Origin of the sequence: Streptomyces scabiei 87.22, assembly GCF_000091305.1 — a bacterium.
Classification (GTDB): domain Bacteria; phylum Actinomycetota; class Actinomycetes; order Streptomycetales; family Streptomycetaceae; genus Streptomyces; species Streptomyces scabiei.
The window spans coordinates 2,279,104-2,298,696 of the sequence record NC_013929.1; the positions used below are offsets into that span (position 1 = coordinate 2,279,104).

General features: G+C 73.1%; 18 protein-coding genes. 4 read left to right on the plus strand and 14 right to left on the minus strand.

The window, feature by feature from the left end; genetic code table 11:
- Window positions 1-45: 45 nt before the first annotated feature.
- From SCAB_RS09495 to SCAB_RS09525, 7 genes are all read right to left on the minus strand, one after another.
- Window positions 46-972, minus strand: a complete 927-nt coding sequence (locus tag SCAB_RS09495; RefSeq protein ID WP_012999849.1) for an aminoglycoside phosphotransferase family protein — start codon at window positions 970-972, stop codon at window positions 46-48.
- Between the two features lie 48 nt (window positions 973-1,020).
- A complete protein-coding gene (locus SCAB_RS09500; protein WP_106437392.1) occupies window positions 1,021-2,094 on the minus strand; it encodes an aminopeptidase P family protein in 1,074 nt (357 codons plus the stop codon).
- 281 nt (window positions 2,095-2,375) lie between these two features.
- Window positions 2,376-2,993, minus strand: coding sequence for a PDZ domain-containing protein (locus SCAB_RS09505; RefSeq protein WP_012999851.1), 618 nt, complete (start codon window positions 2,991-2,993; stop codon window positions 2,376-2,378).
- Window positions 2,994-3,138: 145 nt separating this feature from the next.
- On the minus strand, window positions 3,139-5,346 hold the full coding sequence (cyc2, locus tag SCAB_RS09510; protein WP_012999852.1) for a germacradienol/geosmin synthase Cyc2: 2,208 nt from the start codon (window positions 5,344-5,346) through the stop codon (window positions 3,139-3,141).
- 130 nt (window positions 5,347-5,476) lie between these two features.
- Window positions 5,477-6,637, minus strand: a complete 1,161-nt coding sequence (locus SCAB_RS09515) for a damage-control phosphatase ARMT1 family protein (protein ID WP_012999853.1) — start codon at window positions 6,635-6,637, stop codon at window positions 5,477-5,479.
- A complete protein-coding gene (locus tag SCAB_RS09520) occupies window positions 6,630-7,238 on the minus strand; it encodes a hypothetical protein (protein ID WP_049875677.1) in 609 nt (202 codons plus the stop codon). Before SCAB_RS09520 ends, SCAB_RS09515 begins: the two co-directional genes overlap by 8 nt.
- Window positions 7,239-7,369: 131 nt before the next feature.
- Window positions 7,370-9,181, minus strand: a complete 1,812-nt coding sequence (locus SCAB_RS09525) for a S8 family peptidase (RefSeq protein WP_012999855.1) — start codon at window positions 9,179-9,181, stop codon at window positions 7,370-7,372.
- Between the two features lie 405 nt (window positions 9,182-9,586).
- On the opposite strand from SCAB_RS09525, the gene SCAB_RS09530 reads away from it, so the two are divergent.
- Window positions 9,587-10,645, plus strand: coding sequence for a lytic polysaccharide monooxygenase auxiliary activity family 9 protein (locus tag SCAB_RS09530; protein WP_012999856.1), 1,059 nt, complete (start codon window positions 9,587-9,589; stop codon window positions 10,643-10,645).
- A 102-nt stretch (window positions 10,646-10,747) separates the two neighbouring features.
- Here SCAB_RS09530 and SCAB_RS09535 read toward each other — a convergent pair whose 3' ends face one another.
- Window positions 10,748-11,401 (minus strand): hypothetical protein, encoded by a 654-nt coding sequence (locus SCAB_RS09535; RefSeq protein ID WP_012999857.1) that lies wholly within the window; start codon window positions 11,399-11,401, stop codon window positions 10,748-10,750.
- A 737-nt stretch (window positions 11,402-12,138) separates the two neighbouring features.
- On the opposite strand from SCAB_RS09535, the gene SCAB_RS09540 reads away from it, so the two are divergent.
- A complete protein-coding gene (locus SCAB_RS09540; protein WP_012999858.1) occupies window positions 12,139-12,801 on the plus strand; it encodes a DUF6230 family protein in 663 nt (220 codons plus the stop codon).
- Window positions 12,798-13,208 (plus strand): DUF6114 domain-containing protein, encoded by a 411-nt coding sequence (locus SCAB_RS09545; RefSeq protein WP_173402850.1) that lies wholly within the window; start codon window positions 12,798-12,800, stop codon window positions 13,206-13,208. Before SCAB_RS09540 ends, SCAB_RS09545 begins: the two co-directional genes overlap by 4 nt.
- A gap of 168 nt (window positions 13,209-13,376) precedes the next feature.
- Here SCAB_RS09545 and SCAB_RS09550 read toward each other — a convergent pair whose 3' ends face one another.
- Window positions 13,377-13,790, minus strand: a complete 414-nt coding sequence (locus tag SCAB_RS09550; RefSeq protein ID WP_037724486.1) for a hypothetical protein — start codon at window positions 13,788-13,790, stop codon at window positions 13,377-13,379.
- Between the two features lie 200 nt (window positions 13,791-13,990).
- On the opposite strand from SCAB_RS09550, the gene SCAB_RS09555 reads away from it, so the two are divergent.
- Window positions 13,991-15,238: a cytochrome P450 family protein gene (locus SCAB_RS09555; RefSeq protein WP_041668994.1), complete on the plus strand. Its 1,248-nt coding sequence runs from the start codon at window positions 13,991-13,993 to the stop codon at window positions 15,236-15,238.
- 34 nt (window positions 15,239-15,272) lie between these two features.
- Here SCAB_RS09555 and SCAB_RS09560 read toward each other — a convergent pair whose 3' ends face one another.
- The 5 genes from SCAB_RS09560 to SCAB_RS09580 are packed head-to-tail and all read right to left on the minus strand — an operon-like array spanning window position 15,273 to window position 19,404.
- Window positions 15,273-16,604 (minus strand): cytochrome P450, encoded by a 1,332-nt coding sequence (locus SCAB_RS09560; RefSeq protein ID WP_041668997.1) that lies wholly within the window; start codon window positions 16,602-16,604, stop codon window positions 15,273-15,275.
- Between the two features lie 50 nt (window positions 16,605-16,654).
- Window positions 16,655-17,287 (minus strand): GTP-binding protein, encoded by a 633-nt coding sequence (locus SCAB_RS09565; RefSeq protein WP_012999863.1) that lies wholly within the window; start codon window positions 17,285-17,287, stop codon window positions 16,655-16,657.
- The gene (locus SCAB_RS09570; RefSeq protein ID WP_012999864.1) at window positions 17,265-17,624 is read right to left on the minus strand and encodes a DUF742 domain-containing protein; all 360 of its coding nucleotides are present in this window, start codon (window positions 17,622-17,624) and stop codon (window positions 17,265-17,267) included. Before SCAB_RS09570 ends, SCAB_RS09565 begins: the two co-directional genes overlap by 23 nt.
- Window positions 17,621-18,034: a roadblock/LC7 domain-containing protein gene (locus SCAB_RS09575; RefSeq protein WP_012999865.1), complete on the minus strand. Its 414-nt coding sequence runs from the start codon at window positions 18,032-18,034 to the stop codon at window positions 17,621-17,623. Before SCAB_RS09575 ends, SCAB_RS09570 begins: the two co-directional genes overlap by 4 nt.
- Window positions 18,031-19,404: an ATP-binding protein gene (locus tag SCAB_RS09580; protein ID WP_012999866.1), complete on the minus strand. Its 1,374-nt coding sequence runs from the start codon at window positions 19,402-19,404 to the stop codon at window positions 18,031-18,033. Before SCAB_RS09580 ends, SCAB_RS09575 begins: the two co-directional genes overlap by 4 nt.
- Between the last annotated feature and the right edge of the window lie 189 nt (window positions 19,405-19,593).

The window sequence follows — 19,593 nt, forward strand, 5'->3', positions numbered from 1 at the left end:
GCCCGGCCCCTCGGTCTTCGCCCCCCGGTCCTCGGTCCTCGCCTCTCAGTCCTCGCCCCGCAGGTCCGTCACCCGCTCCAGCAGGATCGCCTCCCAGGCGTGCCGCAGGCGCTGCCGCAGGGCGGGGAGCGCGGCCGGGGCCGGGCCGCGCAGGCCCTGTGCGAGGGCGATGACCGTGTCGCAGCGGGCCAGCCAGAGACCGCGCAGACAGGGGCGGGCGCCGTACCCCGCGAGGGTGGCCGCCCGGACGGCGGCCGGGGAGCCGACGGCCGTGGCGAGGCCGGCGATGTCCTCGGCGGGGTCGCCGACGACCGTGCCGGTCCAGTCGAGGACCCCCCGGACCCGGCCGTCCGCGCTCACCACGAGATGGTCGCCCGTCAGCCCGTGGTGGACCAGCACCGCCCCCGGTGCCGTCAGCTGCGCGGCGCTCCCGGACGTCAGCTGCCCGAGCCGCCCCGCGTCGAACTCGTCGGCGCCGGCGAGGACCCGCGCCGCCCGCCCGGCCGCCGTCCGCAGGGTCTCCAGCGAGCGCGGGGCGAGCCGCGGCACCCCGAGCGCCTCGGCCTGCCGGGCCGGCACCTCGCGCAGACCCGTCAGCACCGCCGCCAGGTCGGCCTCGCCCACCGCGGACACGTCGTGGTCCTCCGCCGTACCGCCCGGCAGCCTCGTGTCGAGCGTGTAGGTGAGCCCGCCCGACCACTCCCCGTGGGCGACGCTCACGGGGACGGCCACGCCGATGTGCGGACGCACCAGGTCCCGCAGCCGCAGCTCGCGCTTCTGCCGTACGACGGCGTGCCGGTCGGTCGTCAGACGCAGCACATGGCGGGTGCCGACCCACCAGGTGCGGTGGGTCTCGTCCCCGGCGACGGGCCGTACGTCGGGTCCGTCGCCGCTGCGGCCGGTCCCGTTCCGCAGCAGGGAACGGACCAGCAGGCGGACACTGTCCGCGGTGGGTGTCGGTGCCTGGGTCATGGTCGCGCCGTCGTCCGGGGGCTCAGAGCAGCGAGGGTACGCGGTGGGTCACTCGACCACCGCCATCTCGCGCGTGGTGTTGTTCAGGCGTCGCCCGCCGTCCTCGGTCACCGTCACGATGTCCTCGATCCGGACGCCGAACCGGCCCGGCAGATAGACCCCGGGTTCGACCGAGAAGCACATGCCGGGCACGAGCGGAAGCTCCTCCCCCTCGATCATGTACGGCGGCTCGTGGGTGGTGACGCCGATGCCGTGCCCGGTGCGGTGGACGAAGCGGTCGCCGTACCCGGCGTCGGTGATGACGGCGCGGGCGGCCCGGTCGACTTCCTGGCAGGCCGCGCCGGGCCGTACCGCGCGGAAACCGGCCTCCTGGGCGGCCCGTACGACGTCGTGCACCTCGCGCTCCTCGGCGGCCGGCTCACCGACGTGGACGGTCCGGGAGGTGTCGGAGCCGTAGCCGTCCTTGAGGCCGCCGAAGTCGAGGACGACCATGTCGCCGTCGCGGATGACACGGTCCCCGGCCTCGTGGTGCGGGTTGGCACCGTTCGGGCCCGACGCGACGATGGTGAAGTCGACCTGGGAGTGCCCGAACCTGCGCAGCAGCGCGGCGAGGTCGGCGGCGACCTCGGCCTCCCGGCGTCCGGCGAAGGACACCTGCCGGATCTCCTCGTAAGCCCGGTCGGCGGCCGCGCCCGCCGCCGCCATCCGCCGCAGCTCGGCCGCGTCCTTCACCGCCCGCAGCATCGGCAGGGCCTCGGTGAGCGCCGTGAACGACGTCCCGGGCAGCCGCCGCCGCAGGCCGAGCAGGTGCAGCGCCCAGGTGTTGTCGCTGACGCCGAAGCGGCCGCCCGGGCCGAGGACGGAGAGGGCCGCCTCGTAGGGGTCCTTGCCGTCCGTCCAGTCGTGGAGCGTGAGCGCGGGGCCGCCGGGGGCCGCGGCGGCGTCCGGTGCCTCCAGGGTGGGGACCACCAGCACGGGGTCCTCGCCGTCGCGCAGGACGAGCATCGTCAGCCGCTCGGTCTCCGGCGGCCGGTGCCCGGTCAGCCACACCAGGTCGGGGCCGGGCGCGACGAGCAGCCCGTCGAGCCCGGCGTCCGCGGCGGCCCGTGCCGCGCGCCGCATCCGGGCCCGGTGGTCGTCGGCGGTGAAGGGCGGCAGCGGCGCCCCGGCGGTGACGGGCGGGGGCGGGCCGTCGGAGCCACGGGGCGCGGCGGCGTCCCCCTCGCCGGATGTGCCGGTCATCCTTGCCTCCGTCCGCTCGGAGCTGCCCTGGGCCTACGGGCAGCATCCTGCCCCTCCGCCGCGGCGCACGCGAGCCCATTGCGGCATCACGTCGGCCGGGCACGGCTCTCCGGCGGGCGCCCGGCGCCGGCCCCTGGCCCGGTCCCGCGTGACGGCACCGGTCAGGTGGCCACCCCCGGCACGGCCACCAGGTACTGCCGGGTGCCGTTCGCGTGGCGTACGGCGAGCCTGAGGGCCGTTCCGGGGCGGGCGGCGGCGACCGCCCGCGCGAGGTCGGCCGCCGTACCGGTCCGGGTGCCGCCCAGGGAGAGGACGACGTCACCGCGGACCAGGCCCGCGCGGTACCCGGCGCCGGGCACATGCACCCCGGCCACGAGCGCGCCTCTGCCCCGGGCGTCCCCGGGGGCGTCGACGACGTCGACGCCGAGGGTCGGGCGCACGGCCGCCACGGGGACCGTGGACAGTGAACTCCCCCGCTGTGACGCGGACTCGGTGGATGCCGTCCGGGAGCGGCCGTCGTCGGGCCGGGCGGCGTCCGCCGATGACGGCTCGCGCCACTGGGCGGGCCGGCCCATGCCGATCACCGTGACGCCCATCGTGCCGAGCCCCACGCCCGACAGAACGAGGATCACGCAGGTGACCAGGGCGGACAGCAGGGTGATCAGTCGTTGCCGGGCGCGTCGGGGCGCGGCGTGCGGACGCCGGGCGGCGCCCGGCGGGCGCTCGTCACCGGACTCCCGGCCCGGCAAGGGTTTGGGTCTCAACGCGGTCTGTTCCATGGTGTCGCCACCTCCGGCCGGGGATCTACCCCGGGCGGCACGGCCCGACGAGCCACGAAAGAGTGAGACTGACACCCCGTCATGTCGGTCCGGGGCCCGCCGGGACCCGGGTGACGGCGCCCCACCCGGCGGACCCCGGCGGGATTCAGCCCGTGCGCAGGGGTGTGAGGGACAGCGTCGGCGGCCGGTCCGGGACGAAGTTGTGGGCGCGGCGGGCCAGGAACTCCGGCTTGTAGCGGTCCACGTTCCGGTGCCAGTTGAGGATGCCGGCCATCCAGTTCTGCAGGTCGGTCACATAGCCGCCCATGATGTCCCGCGCCTCCCGGGAGAGCCGGAAGTCGTCGTAGACGACAGGGAGTTCATGGGCGACGACATGTTCGAACTGCCGCATCCGCTGGGTCATCAGATCGTGGACCACACCGAGCGCGGCCGGGTAGTCGCAGCCGAAGAAGTTCTGCACCACGAGGATCGCGTTGTGCACCTCGCCCTCGTACTCGATCTCCTTCTGGTACGAGAACACGTCGTTGATGAGGCACCCGTAGTCGATGGCCGCGTTCTCCAGCGAGCGGACGGGGCCGCTGCGGTAGACCTCCGGCGGAATCTGCGGGCCGTGGCCCATCCGGCACATGCTGAGAGTGAGGTCGGAGCCGAAGGTGGCGCGGCGCATCTCCAGGTAGTCCACCGGGTCGGGGACGCGGTGGTGGATCTGGTTGAACACCTCCCACACCCAGCTCTCGGTCATCTTGTCGACGGACTCCTTCAGACCGCGGCGCTCGTCGGGGGTCATCGCCGCCGTCGTCCGCGTCCAGAGGTCGACGAGGGCCCGTTCCATGGCGTTCGACGGGAGCGGGGCCCGCTCGCCGTCGAGGGGCATGCAGTCGGAGAGCCGGGCCGTGGTCAGGCGTGCGGCGGCGAGGTCGCGGCGGTGACCGAAGACCAGGGGGTAGTAGTCGTCGCCGTAGGTGCCCCAGGCCAGCCACGCGGAGCTGAGGTCGAGCTGCTCGGGGGTGGCGTCCGGGTCGAGGCCGGCCGAGCAGAGCGGCAGGTCGGCGGCGGCGAGCCGTTCCTCGTCCCAGACGCCCTCCGACAGGATGCCCATCGCGTGCGCCCAGGCGGTGAGGCGGGGGCGGGCGCCGTCCAGGTGGGGACAGAGCGCGACCCGGAACGGCATGTGGAAGTCGGGCAGGAGCGAGGGGCCGACCTTCTGGTAGGGCTGATGCGTGTGGGCCCGCAGCCGCTGCGCGGCGGCGGTCGCGAGCAGCGCGCCCACGTCCGCGGCGGACGTGCCGTGCCCGGCCCGGGTGACCAGGGCGGGGCCGGAGAGGACCGCGCCGCCGAGGTCGAGGGGGCCGCGCGCGGACGTGGCGCCCTCGTTCATGTAGCGGCTGGAGCGCATGTGCCACTCGTGGCCGCCGGACTGCCAGTCCTGCAGACCCTTGGTGTAGGCGGCGACGGCGGCGACCTCGCCCGGTGTGAGGCCCTTCTCCACGGCGATCGCGGGGACCTCGGTGAGCGCGGTGTCCTCGAACTGGTGCAGCCGGGAGGTGAGGATGTCGTTGACGGTCTCGGCGGCCTGCTGGGTGCCGCAGCCGAAGAAGGTCTCCAGGACGAGCACGCCGTTGCTGTTCTCGCCCTCCTCCTCGACCTCGCGCTGGTAGGAGAACAGGTCGTTGCGCAGGTGGACGGCGTCGGAGAACGTCTCCATCAGGACCCTCAGCGGCCGCGTGTCCGCGACGGACTCCGGCACCTCGGCGGTCGCGTACTCGACGAGGCCGGCCGACCAGGGGGCGCCGCCGACCTTGCGGCGCATCTCGATGTACTCGACCGGGTTGGCGATCCGGCCCTCGTTGATGTTGGACAGCTCCCACATCGACTCGTTGAGCAGGTGCTCGGTCGCCACGGCGAAACGGCGGCGCCAGTCCATCGACATCGACGGCACCGTACGGGCCCAGAGGTCGGCGAGGCCCGCCTCCACCGGGTTCCGCGGCTCGGGTACGGGGGTGGAGAGGTCCAGCGGCATGAACAGCGGGAGCCGGTCGAGGTGGGCCTTGCCGCCGGGGCGGTCCTGGGAGCGCTTGTAGAGCTCCAGGAAGTGGTCGTCGAAGAAGAACACCCACACGTACCAGTCGGTGATGAGCGAGAGCGCCGGCCCGTCGCAGTCGGGATGGGTGTACGCGCACAGCAGTCCGTAGTCGTGCGCGTCCAGGTCCGCCTGGTTCCATACGCCGGAGCCCTCCAGCATGCCCATCTCCCGCGCCCACACGGAGGAATGGGCACGGGCCTCTTCGAGGTGGGGGTTCAGCCGCGCGGGATACGGCAGGTAGAAGTGCGGGAGTGCGAACGGCTGCGTCATGGCCGGGCCCTACCCGTGGCCACCGGCGGGCATCCGGACGGGGGTACATGATCACACCATCGCGTGAACGTGAACGTGAGTCCGAGCGCGCGGTGGACCGGGCACGTCCCTCGGCAGACGCCCGGGTCCGTCAGGCCCTGACCTGGATCAGCGCTCTCGTCCCGCTCGTCCGCCAGCGCTGCCCCTCGGCGGTCACGAGGGCGGTCTCCGTCTCGGGGGTCAGGCCCGTGACGACGTCCGACTTCAGGGTGCGCAGGGCGGCCACGGGGCCGGGGAAGGCGGAGGTGACCTCCGCGAAGGGGGTGGTGGGGGGCCAGAGGCGGTCGCCCACCAGGCGGCGGTAGTTGAGGTCGCCCTTCATCAGGGTCAGGTCGGCGGAGGCGAACTCCGCGCGCAGGTCGGCGGGCATGTCCGCGTAGGGCAGCGGGGCGCAGGAGAAGGGGTGGGCGCGCAGGGTCAGGCGGCCCTCGGCGAGGGCGGCGTGCAGCCGGTGGCCCGCGTCGGTCTTCGCCGCGACCAGGTGGCGTACGGCGTCGAGGGTGTCGGCGGTGGTGGCGTCCGAGACGAAGTACGGGTACGGCTTCAGGTGCACGACGGCGCGGGCGAAGTGGCCGTGGGTGAGAAGGTGGTCGACGAGGAGGAGGTCGGGGATCAGTTCCCGGCCCGCGTTGTCGGCGACCAGGCACAGGGTGCGTCCGGCGGTGCCGTGCTCGCCGCCCGTCAGCAGGGAGAGCAGCGCGTCGGTGTCGTCCGCCACCAGAGGGGACGAGGCGGTGCTCTCGTCGGCCTTCTCTGCCTGGAGGCGGAAGCCCAGGTCCGCCCGGTTGCCCCAGAGGGAGCCGTGCAGGAGGGCGAGGAGCCGGTCCGGGAGGGGCCGCTGCGACAGCGGGCCGAGGGCGGCGAGTTCGGCGGCCGCCTCGGGGGTGTCCAGTTCGGCGAGCTTGAAGGGGCGGAACGGGTCGACGCCCTGCCAGGGGCCGGGACCGAAGTAGCCGACAGCACGCAGGAGTTGGCGGTAGAAACAGCTCTCGGCGACCAGGAAGGGCAGGGCGAACCAGGAGCGGCCCGCGTGGCGGCGCACGTCCCAGGTGTCCCACCAGTCGTCGTCCGGCGGTGGTTCGACCGAGCCGTGCAGGGTGTTGTGCAGCAACGCGTCCAGGGCGCGGCGCTGTTCGGGGCCGTAGGGCGTGGCGTCCTGGACCTTGCGCAGCAGGGCGGGGTGCCGTTCGGCGAGGACGCTGTGCGGGAAGGAGGCCGGATCGTCGCTGTGGACGACGGGAGCGTCAGGCATGGCCGTACGTGCTCCTCGGGTCGGCGGGGCCGGCCGGTGTCCGGGGCGGGAGTTCCACCGTGGCCAGCCGCCCTTCCATGTACCGCTCGAAGCCGGCCTCGGTCCAGACGTACTTGCGGAACTGGTCCGTCGTCAGCGGAACCGGCCACGGGCTGCCGGTGGGGTAGAAGACGCCGTCGCAGGAGGCGCAGTGGTGGGCGGGCCGCCACAGGGCGTCCGCGCGGGGTCCGCCCGCCGTGACGGCGGCGCGTTCGCGGGCCTCGCCGCGGATCACCCAGAGGGTGCCGGCGAAGAGGAGGACGGCGAGGATCGAACCGCCCACCGTGTAGAGGGGTTTGTCGCTCTGCACGCCGCTGTGGGCGAGGCCCGCGCCGATGCCTGCGAGGACCATGCCCTCCAGGAAATGCGTGAAGCTGTCGAATCTCGAATGCGCGCCCGGGGCCTTCGAGAGCCGGTCGGAGAGGCCGGAGCGACGGGAGTCGGGGTCGGCGCAGGCGTCGGGGACCGTGCGCACCGCGGGCCCCGAGGCCCCGCAGCGGGGGCAGGTCACCGGGGCCGGCACGGGGGCGGGCGCCTCGGAGTTCTCTGTCGGCATACGCATACGCTAACGCCCGGCGGAAAGGGGCCGGCGGCCGGCCGATGCCCGCTCGCATCGGTCGGCCGCCGGCGGTGGGGGGTGGCGGTCCTGCGGTCCGGCCGTCCGGCCGGGGGGTTCGGCCCGGGGGCCGAGGATCAGAAGGTCAGCTTCCAGTTGTTGAGGCGCCCGGTGTCGGAGGCCGCGACGTCCTGGACGCGCAGCTTCCAGGTGCCGTTGGCGACCTCGCTGGAGGCGTTCACCGAGTAGGTGGTGACCAGGTCGTCGGCGCTGTCCGAGCTGGAGGCCTTGAGACGGTAGGTCGAGCCGTCGGGCGCCACCAGGTCCAGCACCAGGTCACCGCGGTAGGTGTGGGTGATGTCCACGCCGACCTGGAGCGCCGAGGGCGCGTTGCCGGTGCGGCCGGTGACGGAGATCGAGGACTCGACCGCGGCACCGTTGTCCGGGATGGACAGGGGCGTGGTGCTGGTGAAGGTGGTGCCCCCCGTGGAGCCTCCACCGGTCACCGCCTGCACCGTCTTGGCCGCGTCGGCGAGGCCGGCGCCGCAGCCGCCCGAGCAGGCGCCCGGCAGAGCACGCGAGTTGGTCTTGATCGCGGACTCGATCTGCGCCGGGGTCAGCGCGGAGTTCGCCGACTTCACCAGTGCGGCGAGGCCCGCGATGTGCGGGGCGGCCATGCTGGTGCCCTGGTAGTAGTCGTAGGACTCGCTGCCGGGGGTCGAGCCGCCCGCGTTGAGCGTGGACAGGATGCCGCCGGACTGGACGGTACGGGTCTCGCCGCCGGGGGCCGCGATGTCGACGACCGAACCGAAGTTGGAGTAGTACGAGCGGGCGCCGGCGCGGTTGGTGGCCGCGACCGAGATCACGTTGTTGCAGCTGGCCGGCGAGTAGTTGGCCGCGTTGGCGTTGCTGTTGCCCGCCGCGACGACGACCGTGGTGCCGCGGTTCACGGCGGCGTTGATCGCGGTCTGGGTCGCGGAGGTGCAGGCACCGCCACCGCCGAGGCTCATGTTGATGACCTTGGCGACGTTGGTGTTGGCGGGCACGCCGGAGACGGTGCCGCCGGACGCCCAGGTGATGGCGTCGATGATGTCGGAGTCGTAGCCGCCGCACTTGCCGAGGACCCGCAGCGGGGAGACCTTGGCGCCGTAGGCGATACCGGCGACACCCTTGCTGTTGTTGGTGACGGCGGCGATGGTGCCGGCCACGTGCGTGCCGTGCCAGGAGGAGGTGCTGGCCGGGTCGCCCGCGGCGCACTCGTTGGCTGCGGTCCAGTCGCCCGGGTCGGCCGGGTTGCTGTCACGGCCGTTGCCGTCGTTGGCGACCTTGGCGTCGGAGATGAAGTCGTAGCCGCCGACGATGTTCGCGGCGAGGTCCGAGTGGGCCACGTAACCGGTGTCGATGACGGCGACCGTCACTCCGGTGCCGGTGACCTTGTCCCAGGCGCCCGGCACGTTCATGCCCGCGGTGGCCTCGTACAGGTCCCACTGCTTGCTGTACTCGGTGTCGTTCGGGGTGGCCATCGCCTTGTTCAGGCGGTCCGGGGCGACATAGGCGACCTGCGGGTCGGCCCGGTACTCGGCGATGACGTCGGCGACGTCCGCCTTGGTGACGTCCTCGCCCAGGTCGACGAGGGCGGCGCCGCTGCCCAGCCGGCGCTGGAAGTCGAGGCTCTCGCCGGTCTCCTTGCCCTTGGCCGCGGCGTCGGCGTCGGCCGCCTTGTTCGAAGTGGCCTCGGTGGCGCCGGACTTGTACCCGACGATCAGGCGCTCGGCGGTGGTGCCGGGCGCGGCCTCGGTGGCACCGGCGACGGCGGGCGCGGCGTCGGCCTTGGCGGAGGGGGCCTGGGCGACGGCGACGGAGGAGGTCATGCCGGCCACGAGGGCGACGGAGACCGCGGCGACGGATATGAGCTTCCGTCCGGTGGGGCGAGAGGTGGAGGTTCGCAAGGGCTTCGCCTTTCGTGGCCTGCTCATGTCAGGGGAGGAGCGGGCGGTGAAACGCTTCTTCATCGAAGCGGCGGGGGGTCCGGAAAGGGATGGCGCAGAAAGCCGGCCAAGCGCGAGCCGTCCACCAGGGGTTACCTATGGTTCGGCTGTGCGATGACAGTAGGCAAAGTGCAGGTCATGGGGATATGGGGAAAACCCTCGACCCCTCGGGAACTCCCCTATGCGGCAGGGCAGTCGGGTCCCGATGTGCCACTTCGCCGGGTTTGCCGAGGCGTCTCCGCCCCGCGGCGTCTGGCCGGATCCGACCGGTCGAACGGGATCGCGGTGTTGAACGCGGCACCCCCGGGTCCCGTACGACACGGTGGACCGTCAGCCTCCCCGCCCCCCATGGATCGGACGTATCGGATGTACCGCCTGTCCGCCCGCCGCACCGGCGCCCACCCGGCCGGTGCCCACCGGCCCGGCGCCCACCACGACTCCGCCCACCGCGACTCCGGCCGTGGCGACGGCGGTCGCCGGGCCGCGGTCGCGACGGCAGCCGCCGTCGTCGTCGCCCCCCTGCTCCTCACCGCGGGCACCGCCACCCCGGCCCGGGCGCACGGCGCACCGACGGATCCGGTGAGCCGGGTCTCGGCGTGCTCGCCCGAAGGGGAAGCGCAGGGCTCGGCGGCGTGCAGGGCGGCGGTCGCCGCGAACGGCGGCCCCTTCACCGCGTGGGACAACCTGCGGATCGCCGGGGTGAACGGGCGGGACCGCCAGGTCGTCCCGGACGGGCAGCTGTGCAGCGGCGGGCTCGCGCCCTACAAGGGGCTCGACCTGGCCCGCGCCGACTGGCCCTCGACCCGCCTCTCCCCCGGCGGCACGCTGAACCTGACCTACCGGTCGACGATTCCGCACACCGGGACCTTCAAGCTGTTCCTGACGAAGCCGGGCTACGACCCCACGAAACCGCTGGCCTGGTCCGATCTGCCCGAGCAGCCGTTCGCCTCGGTCACGGACCCGCCGCTGCGGGACGGCTCGTACCGGTTCTCGGCGAAGCTGCCGGCGGACCGGTCCGGGCGCCATGTGCTGTACACGATCTGGCAGAACACGAGCACGGTCGACACCTACTACTCGTGCTCGGACGTGGTGTTCCCGAAGACGAAGCGGGCCGACTCCGGTACGGGCGGGGCGAGTTCCGGGGAGACGCCCGCCGAACGCGAGGGGGCGGGGGCCGGAGAGCCGGCCTCGGAGAAGACGCCCGAGCCCGCCTCGGCGGCGCCGAGCGGCAGCACGCAGGCCCCGCCCCCGGACAGCGGCGCCGGAGCACCGGCGGCCGACGCCGGCACTCCCGTCGCCTCCACGACGGACGAGAGCGGCACCTCCGTACCGCTGGTGGCGGGCGGCGCCACGGCCCTGGTGGTGGCCGTGGGCGCCGTCCTGTTCCTCCGCGGACGCAGGCACCGCTCTCGTGTCGACGACTGACCGGCCGGACGGGCCGGCCGCCGGTCGGGCGGCCGGCGCGTCCGGCTCGGCCGAGTCGGTTACCGGCCGCCGGACCGGTAACCGACGTTCTGACGGGTCGGGTCAGTTGGTGAAGACCGTCGCGTTGCCCTGGTTGGCGTCGGTGACGGGCGAGTACTTCGCCGTGAAGTAGCCGGTGGCGAAGCACAGGGACGAGCCGGACGTCTTGGTGAACGGCTGGGCGGTGAAGTTGATGCTGTTGTCGGCGTTGCTGGAGGTGCCGGAGATGCTGGCGGCCTGGTAGACGCAGTTGATGGTGCCCAGCAGGGTGCGCAGCACGACGGTGGTCTGCAGGACCGAACCGGCCGACGGGGTGACCGTCACGACGCCGTCCGAGGTCACGGCCGTGGTGTACGGCAGGTTGTTGACGGTGACGCTGTTGACGCCGGTGACACCGAAGACGTTGCTGGTGCAGTTGCCGAAGGTGTGGGCGTCGACCCGCTCGGTGGCGGTGCCCGGCGCGGCCGGGTTGTCGGTGACCGTGGCGGTGAAGGTCGACGTGGCGCAGTTGACGCCGCTCGTGCCCGTCGCGCTGGAGTAGAACTTGCCGGTCGTGCCGGTCGCGAGCGAGGCGTTGAGCACGTCGCCGACCGCGACGGCGTCACCGGCGAGGCCGCCGGTGGTGAGCACGGTGTCGGCGGCGGAGGCGGGGCTGACGGCCGACACCATCAGGGCGGCGGTGCCGGCGGCGAGGGCAAGGAGGGATCGCGTACGCATGGGGGAGCCTCTTCTCATGAAGTGAGGCCGCGGGTGACGGCTCTCGGAGGTGCGGGTGACAGCCCTCAGGAAGCGGGCTGGACTGAGGGCGCGGGACGACACCGTTCGCGCGGGGGTGACGCGGCGATGCCGCACGACGCCGTACGGTCGCTGCCGATCCGTGACACGCCTTCTCCGTACGTGACGGATCGACAGCGACAGCCGGGGTCCGGACACGGCCCAGTGGAGGGGAAGGCGACCGTGCCCGGCACCGCGGCGATGGGTGGTGCTGCGTCGGGCCGCGCAGCGCGATCAGGTGGTACCACCCACTCCTCGCCTGCGACGGGGAGCTCGGGACGGTGGCATGCGCTGCGCGTCGGATCCGGCGCCACGGATCCGTGGGGGAAACCCCGATGAGTTGTAGACCTGAGGAAGAGTCAACGTCAAGGCGTCGTAGGCAAGTTGCTGTCCTTGATCACTCCGAGGTTGGCCGAAATTCGAGGGCCCTCGACGGTAAAACCAAAGGTGAGAGATGTTCACGTTTCACAGGGGCGGCACAACCAACATCCTTTTGCCACAAGCGCCTTGACCCTTGAAAGTAACCACCGGTAACTTCCCAAATGGCTACTGCGGCGTAGCAAGTAAGCCCTTGCACCTACGGGAGGTGCGTCGAGCCTTGCGCCGCTACCGGTGTCCGCGCCAGGACAACGTGCCGTCGAAGCCCCACCTGCAATGACATGGAAGTCCAGGGAGCACACATGGCCTCGTCCTCGGACGCCACGGCGTCCACCAACGAAAGACCCGAGGGTCCCGAAGCGTCCGGAAGACGCGGGCGGGTCCGTCTGAAGCGCGCCGCCGTGATGGCGGTGCCGGCCACGGCGGTCGCCGCGGGTCTGATGATCCTCACCGCGCAGGGCGCTCTGGGTGTCCAGTTCGCCATCTCCGGCATGCCGTTCGTGGTCACCGCCGACAAGCTCGAAGGCCAGGGCTTCGCCCAGTTCGGCGCGCTCGACCACATGATCGAGAACAGCCCGAACGAGGGTGACACCGGCGGTCAGGTGCTGGTCGTGACCTCGGTCGTGAAGAACGGCAAGCTGACGAACCTGTGCCAGAGCGTCGACCTGGGCGGCATCCAGCTCGTCCTCACGGCCGGCAACAAGGGCACGCCGGTGAGCGTGAAGAACCTGGCGATCGACTCGGACGACATCTCGGGTGACGCCTCGTTCAACAACATCGAGATCGGCCGGGACTCCAGCACGTTCGACAAGGTCGACCAGCAGGGTCCTCCCGGTGTCTACGGCCAGCAGGCCGACTCGGTCACCATCAACAACCTGTACCAGCACAACTACGCGGCCACCGCGGCCGTCTTCAAGCTCCCCGACCTGCACATGAACTTCACGAGCGGGGGCTGCCCGAAGTGAGCCGATACCGGGAGTGGAGGGGACACCGGCCGTTCGCCGGTGGTGTGTTGCTTGCGCTGGGCGGCGCCGAGATCCTGCTGACCATGAAGGCACCGCTGCCGGTCATCCTGAAGATCGGAATGCAGGGTCTGGCGGGTTACCTGCTGCCCTCGCTGATGATCGTGTGCGGGTTGCTGATCCTCTTCAACCCCTCTCAGCGGCTGTTCTACTCCATTCTCGGGATCATGCTCTCCCTGGGCACCTGGCTCACGTCCAACATCGGCGGCTTCGTGGTGGGTCTGCTGATGGGGGCCGTGGGCAGCACGATGGCCTTCGGCTGGCTGCCGGACCAGGAACCCCGGCAGAAGCGGTCGGCCAGGCGGGCGGCGGCCGAGCAGGGCGAGAAGCACGCCCTGGACATCGGCTAGTCCACGGCCGTCCGGCATGTGCGGACACCCCGCCGGCACGCGCGGCCGTGGTGGCCCGCCCGTGGTCGTACGGCAGCCGCTCCCCGTCCTGCGGCAGCGGCGCGCGACCGTCCGTACCCGTTCACGGCCGTCCGTGATCGTTTCGTTCGCGCGGATCCCCGCGTCCCCTCAGACGGGGCGCGGGGATCTGCCGTTCCGGGAGGCCGTGGCCACCGCCTCGGCCAGGGCCGCGCGCAGGCGCTCCGCGTTCGTCCAGTAGCTGTCGTGGGAGAGCGGGACGCGCCAGTAGAGACCGGGACCCGAGGTACGGCCCGGCGGCGGGACGGCCACATGGCTGCCCCGGCCGAGGACCTGCACGCCGGGCGGCTTCCAGCCCACGGCGGCGCCGGGCGGGACCAGCCAGTACAGGATGCCGCCGTAGCCGTCCTCGATGACGGCGCCCGTCTCGTCACCGAGCAGCTCCAGCACCAGGGCACCGAGGGCGGCCGGCACCCGCACGGCGGACCACCAGCGGCCGGCCGGCACGGTACGTACGTCGCGGCTGTAGGAACACAACCAGCGCGGGACCCTGCTGACAGTCATGGCACTCACCGGCTCTTCATGGGGGGTGCGGCCGATCCTAGGAGCGGGGCGCCGCACCCGACTTGCGGGCACGCGCAGGGAAGTTGCCGCCGTACGCAGTGCGGGGTGCGGGATCTCGCCGGGCGGTGCCGCGGAGCCGTAGCGTGACCGGGCTCGTACGTTGCGCTGTTGGACTCCTTAAGACCGCAGGAGGACCCGTCATGGGCCACCCCAGCCCCCTGGTGATCGACCCGACCGGCCGTGACATCCACGGTGAGGCCGCCCGGATCCGCGAACGGGGCCCGGCGACGCGGGTCCTGCTCCCGGGGCCGCACGATGTCGAGGCATGGGCGGTCAGCAGCCCCGATCTGCTCAAGCGGCTGCTCACCGACCCCCGGGTGTCGAAGGACGCTCGGCAGCACTGGCCGAGGCTGGCCGCCGGCGAGATCACCCCGGAGTGGCCCCTGTTCACGTGGGTCGCCGTGCAGAACATGTTCACCGCGTACGGCGGCGACCACAGACGGCTGCGGATCCTGGTGTCCAAGGCGCTCACGGCGCGGCGGACGGCCGCGCTGCGGCCGCGTATCGAGGAGATCACCGAGGAGCTGCTCGACCGCGTCGAGGAGGGCCTCGGGCACGGCGGGACGGTCGATCTGCGGAAGGAGTTCTGCTACCCGCTGCCGATCCAGGTGATCAGCGAGCTGTTCGGGCTCCCCGAGGAGAAGGGGCTGGTGCTCAAGGACCTGGTGGACAAGCTGTTCGACACCTCCGCCGAGCCGGGCGAGATGACGGCCGCGTACGAGCGGATGTACGGCGTGCTGGGCGAACTCGTCGCGGACAAGCGGGAGTCGCCGGGCGACGACCTCACCAGCGGGCTGATCGCCGCCCGCGACGAGGACGACACCCGGCTCAGCGAGCAGGAACTCCTCGACACCCTGGTGCTGGTGGTCAGCGCCGGGCACGAGACCACGGTCAACCTCCTCGACCGTGCCGTGCACTCCCTGCTCACCCACCCCGGACAGCTGGCCCATGTCCGGGAGGGCCGCGCCACCTGGGACGACGTGATCGAGGAGACGCTGCGGGTGGAGGCGCCGGTGGCGAACCTGCCGCTGCGCTACGCCGTGGAGGACCTCGACCTCGGCGAGTTCGGGGGCCCGGCGGGGGTGGTGATCGCCAAGGGCGACCCGATCCTGGCCGCCTACGCGGCCGCCGGGCGCGACCCCGGGCGCCACGGCAAGGACGCCGACGTCTTCGACGTCACCCGCGCCGACAAGGAACACCTCGCCTTCGGCCACGGCGTGCACCACTGCCTGGGCGCCCCGCTCGGCCGCATGGAGGCCCGCATCGCGCTCCCGGCCCTCTTCGCGCGCTTCCCCGACCTCGAACTGGCCGCTCCGGAGGCGGAGTTGGGCCACGTGGAGTCCTTCATCTCCAACGGCCACCGCCGGCTGCCGGTCCGCAGGAGCTGACAGGCACGGCGCCCGCGACCGCCGGGGCGGCCCGTCACGCCCGGCCCGGCCGCTCGCCCCGCCACCAGGACAGCAGCCGGCCGCGGCCGCTCGTCGGTCGGGCGGGCTCCGGCGGGCGCGGGCCGGGGGTGACGGGCGGCTCCGGCGCGGGTCGGGCGGATGCGGCGGGCGGCTCGGGGGCGACGGGGGCGGAGGCCGCGAGGGCCGGTGCGGGCGGGAACGTCACCGGCAGCGCGGCCAGGGCCCGGTGGAAGGGTCCGGGGCGCCACTCCAACGCCTCGACCGGTACGGCGAGTTCGATGTCCGGCAGACGGTCGAGGAGCTTCTCGACCGCCACCGAGGCGATCAGCCGGGCCTCGCTCCGGGCGGGGCAGTTGTGCGGACCGGCGCTCCAGGCCAGGTGGGCACGGTTGCCCGTGCGCTGGTCCGTGCCGAGGGCGGGGTCGGTGTTGGCGGCCGCCAGCGAGACGACGACCGGGTCACCGGCCCGCAGCAGCGCGCCCTCGTGGAGCACGTCCCGCTTCGGGTAGTGCACGGCGTAGTTGGCCATCGGCGGGTCGGTCCACAGCACCTCGTCCAGGGCGTCCTCGACGGGGAGGCTGCCGCCGGACAGGTCACCGGCGAAGCGGTCGTCGGAGAGCAGCAGGCGCAGGGCGTTGGCGATGAGGTTCTGCTGCGGTTCGGTGCCCGCGCCCATGAGGACGACGAGGGTGTGGATCATCTCCTCGTCGGTGAGCTTCGCCGGGTGCAGGGTGAGCCACGAGGTCACGTCCGGACCGGGCCGCTCGCGCTTCAGCGTGACCAGCTCGACGAGCGTGGCGGTGAGCAGCGCGTCGGCGCGCTCGGCGTCGACCCCGTCGAAGATGGCGGACATGCCCTCGACCAGCTTGACCCCCAGCTCGGCCGGACAGCCGAAGAGGTGGTTGAAGACGAGCAGGGGCAGCACCTGGGCGTACTCGCCGAGCAGGTCCGCGCCGCCGGTCGGCGCCAGCCGGTCGATGAGGGTGTCGGCGCTGCGCTCGACGTAGCCGCGCAGGGTGTGGGGCTCGACGCGGGCGAGGCTGTCGGTGATGGCGCCGCGCAGCCGCCGGTGCTCCTCGCCGTCGGAGAACAGGGCGTTGGGCCGGTACATCATCATCGGGACGACGGGGCTGTCCGGGGGGACCGTGCCGTCACCGAGGTCTCGCCAGCGGCGTGCGTCCTTGGCGAAGGTCTCCGTGCCGCGCAGCACGTACAGCGCGGCGTCGTAGGAGGTGACGAGGGTGGCCCGGACCCCGGGGGCCAGCTCGACGGGAGCGGTGGGGCCGTGCGCACGTGCCCGTCGGTAGAACGCGGCCGGGTCGGCGGCGAACTCCGGTCCGTACATGGGCTGGTGGGCCGGGCAGCCGGGAGGCGGTCCGGCCGGGGGCGGGGCGGTCACGCGGGCTCCGGTTCGGACTCGGACTCGGTTTCGGTCTCGGTCTCGGTCTCGCGGCCGAGCAGGTACTCGACGAGCGCGATCAGGGCCCGGGTGGAGGAGTCCGGGTCGCGGGCGTCGCAGCGCACCAGCGGGGTCTCGTCGAGCAGGTCGAGGGCCTCGCGCACCTCGTCCAGCCCGTGCACGGGAGCGCCGTCGAAGTCGTTGACGGCGACCGCGTACGGCAGCCCGATGTCCTCCAGGGCGCCCATCACGTCGAAGGAGTGGGACAGCCGCCGGGTGTCGGCGAGGACGAGCGCGCCGAGCGCGCCGCGGGTCATGTCGCGCCAGAGCCGGGTGAAGCGCTGCTGTCCGGGCGCGCCGAACAGGTAGAGCACCAGGGAGTCGTCGAGGGTCAGCCGGCCGAAGTCCATGGCGACCGTCGTGGTGGTCTTGTCCCGGGTGCCGGCCAGGTCGTCGACCAGGGCGCCGGCCTCGGTGAGGACCTCCTCGGTGCGCAGCGGCCGGATCTCGGAGAGGGTGCCGACGAACGTGGTCTTGCCGACCGCGAAGTGACCGACGACGAGCAGTTTGGCCGCCGTCCGTACGGTGGGCCGCAGGTAGACGTCGTCAGAGGCGGGCGCGGAGCCCATCGAGGACCTCCTGGAGGATTCTGGCGTCGGACGGCCGGGCGGCCGGGACCGGGGCGCGGGTGACGATGTGGCCGCCGTCCATGAGGTCGGCGACCAGCACCTTGGTCACGCTGACCGGCAGCGAGAGCCGGCCGGCGACCTCGGCGAGGGAGAGGGCGCCGGGGCGGCACAGCTCCGTGACCCGGCGCGCCTCGGGGGTGAGACCGGACGGCGGCGGGCCGCCGGTGGCGATCAGCAGGGTGACCAGGTCGAGGGTGTTGCGGGTCGGACGGGAGCGGCCGCCGGTGACGACGTAGGACCGCACCAGACGTTCCGCGGGCCGGCGGCGGGCTGTCATGCCCTGCTTCCCGTGTCCAGCCTCGCCGGGCTGGACAGCTCCTTGCCGAGCCGGTCGACGAGCTTGTGCATGCGGTACGTCACCGACTCCATGTCGACCTCGTCGCCGGTGGACACCGCGAGGTAGGCGCCCTCGCCGGCCGCGACGAGGAAGACGTAGCCGTGCCCGAACTCGATCAGGGTCTGGCGCCACGGGCTCTGCGAGGGGCCGCAGAACTCGGCGGTGCTGCGGCTGATCGACTGCAGTCCGGAGAGTCCGGCGGCGAGCCGCTCGGCGTCGTCGCGGTCGATGTCGGCGGAGTGGGCGCGGAGCATGCCGTCGGCGGAGAGCAGGATGGCGTGGCGGGCCTCCGGCACCTTCAGCACGTCGTCGAGCATCCAGCCCAGCTCGTTGTCCGTGGGCTCGATCATGCGTGGGGGGTCCCTTCGTCGTGGGGGGTGGTCCGTCCGGTGCCGGCGGCGGTGTCGGGGACGTACTCGTCCTCGTCGAGGATGCGTCCGGCCGCCCGGCCGAAGCGGGTGCCGCGGGCGAAGGCGCCCATGATGCGGGCGTTGTCCTCGGGCGAGCGGCCGGGCCTCTCCTCGGTGGCGGGCGCCTCCCGCGGCTCGGGGACGGGCGGGTTCCCGGGGGTGCGCCGGCGTCGTCTGGGCAGCCCGCCCTCGGTGGTGCCCACGGCGGTGTCCTGGGGAGCGGGTGCGGGGGTGCGGTTCCCGGCGGGGGCGGGCCGGGCGGCGGACCCGGGCGCGGGTGCCGGGCCGGACGCCGGCTCTGGGACGGCGGGCTCCGGCTGGGTGAGCAGCGCGGTGGGCAGGAAGGCGACGGCGCGGACGCCGCCGTACGGGGAGCGGGTGTCCACGGAGACGGTGAAGCCGTAGCGCCGGGCGAGCATCCCGATGACGGCGAAGCCGAACTGGGGCGGGTCGCCGAGGCGGGTGACGTCCACCTCGCCCTGGCCGCCGAGCAGCTGGCCGACGCGGGCCACGGCGTGGGCGTCCATGCCGACGCCCGCGTCGTCGATGACGACGCACGCGCCGTTGTGGACGTGCTGGACGTCGACCTCGACCGTGGTGCCGGGCTGCGAGTGACGGGCGGCGTTGTCGAGCAGTTCGGCCACGGCGAGGACGACGGGTTCCACGGCGCGGCTCACCACGGCGATGCCGGCCTGGCCGTGGACGCGCACGCGCCGGTAGTCGCGGATGCGGGAGGTGGCGCCCCGGACGACCTCCACGAGCGGGGCGGTGGCGCGCTGCCGTCCCGGCCAGGAGCCGCACAGCACGGCGATGGCCTGGGCTCGCCGGCCGAACTGGGCGTTGGTGTGGTCGACTTCGAGGAGGTCGCGCAGCACGTCGGGGTCGTCGTGCCGGTCCTGCATCTCGGCGATGGAGACCTGCTGCTCGTTGGCGAGGGCCTGGATCGCGCGCATGGACGCCTTGAGGGCGGCCTTGGCCGACCGGTCCGCACGGGTGCGCGCGTGCTCGACGGTCCCGGTGAAGCGGGTCAGCACCTCGTCGAGGCCCTTGCCGAACTCCGTGTCGGCGAGCCGCGCGTCGAGCGGTCCGACGGCGGGGACGGTCCGGCCGGCCGGGTCGGCGAGGGCCGGCAGACGGACCGTGACCAGATGGCGCAGCTCCTCCTCCCGGGCCCGCAGGTTCTCGGCCAGGGCGGCGTTCCTCGCGCGCTGCCGCCGGGCGATCCCCCACTGGCGCAGCAGGAGCACAGCGGCGGCGAGGAGGGCGGCCGCCAGCGCCCAGGTCACCGGCTGCGGTATCGGTTCGGTCATGGAGTACGCGTCCTTACGTCCTCAAGTCCCTGGCGCCGGCCGGCGGATGCGGGACGGCGGACGGGAGTTGACGGAGCGCACGACGCTAGCGGCGCCGCCGCGCGGGTTCTTTCCGGGACGCGCAGGGAAGTTGTCACAGGGCGCACGAGTGACGCAAGGGGCGCGAGAGAAGCGGCGACTCTTCCGTTG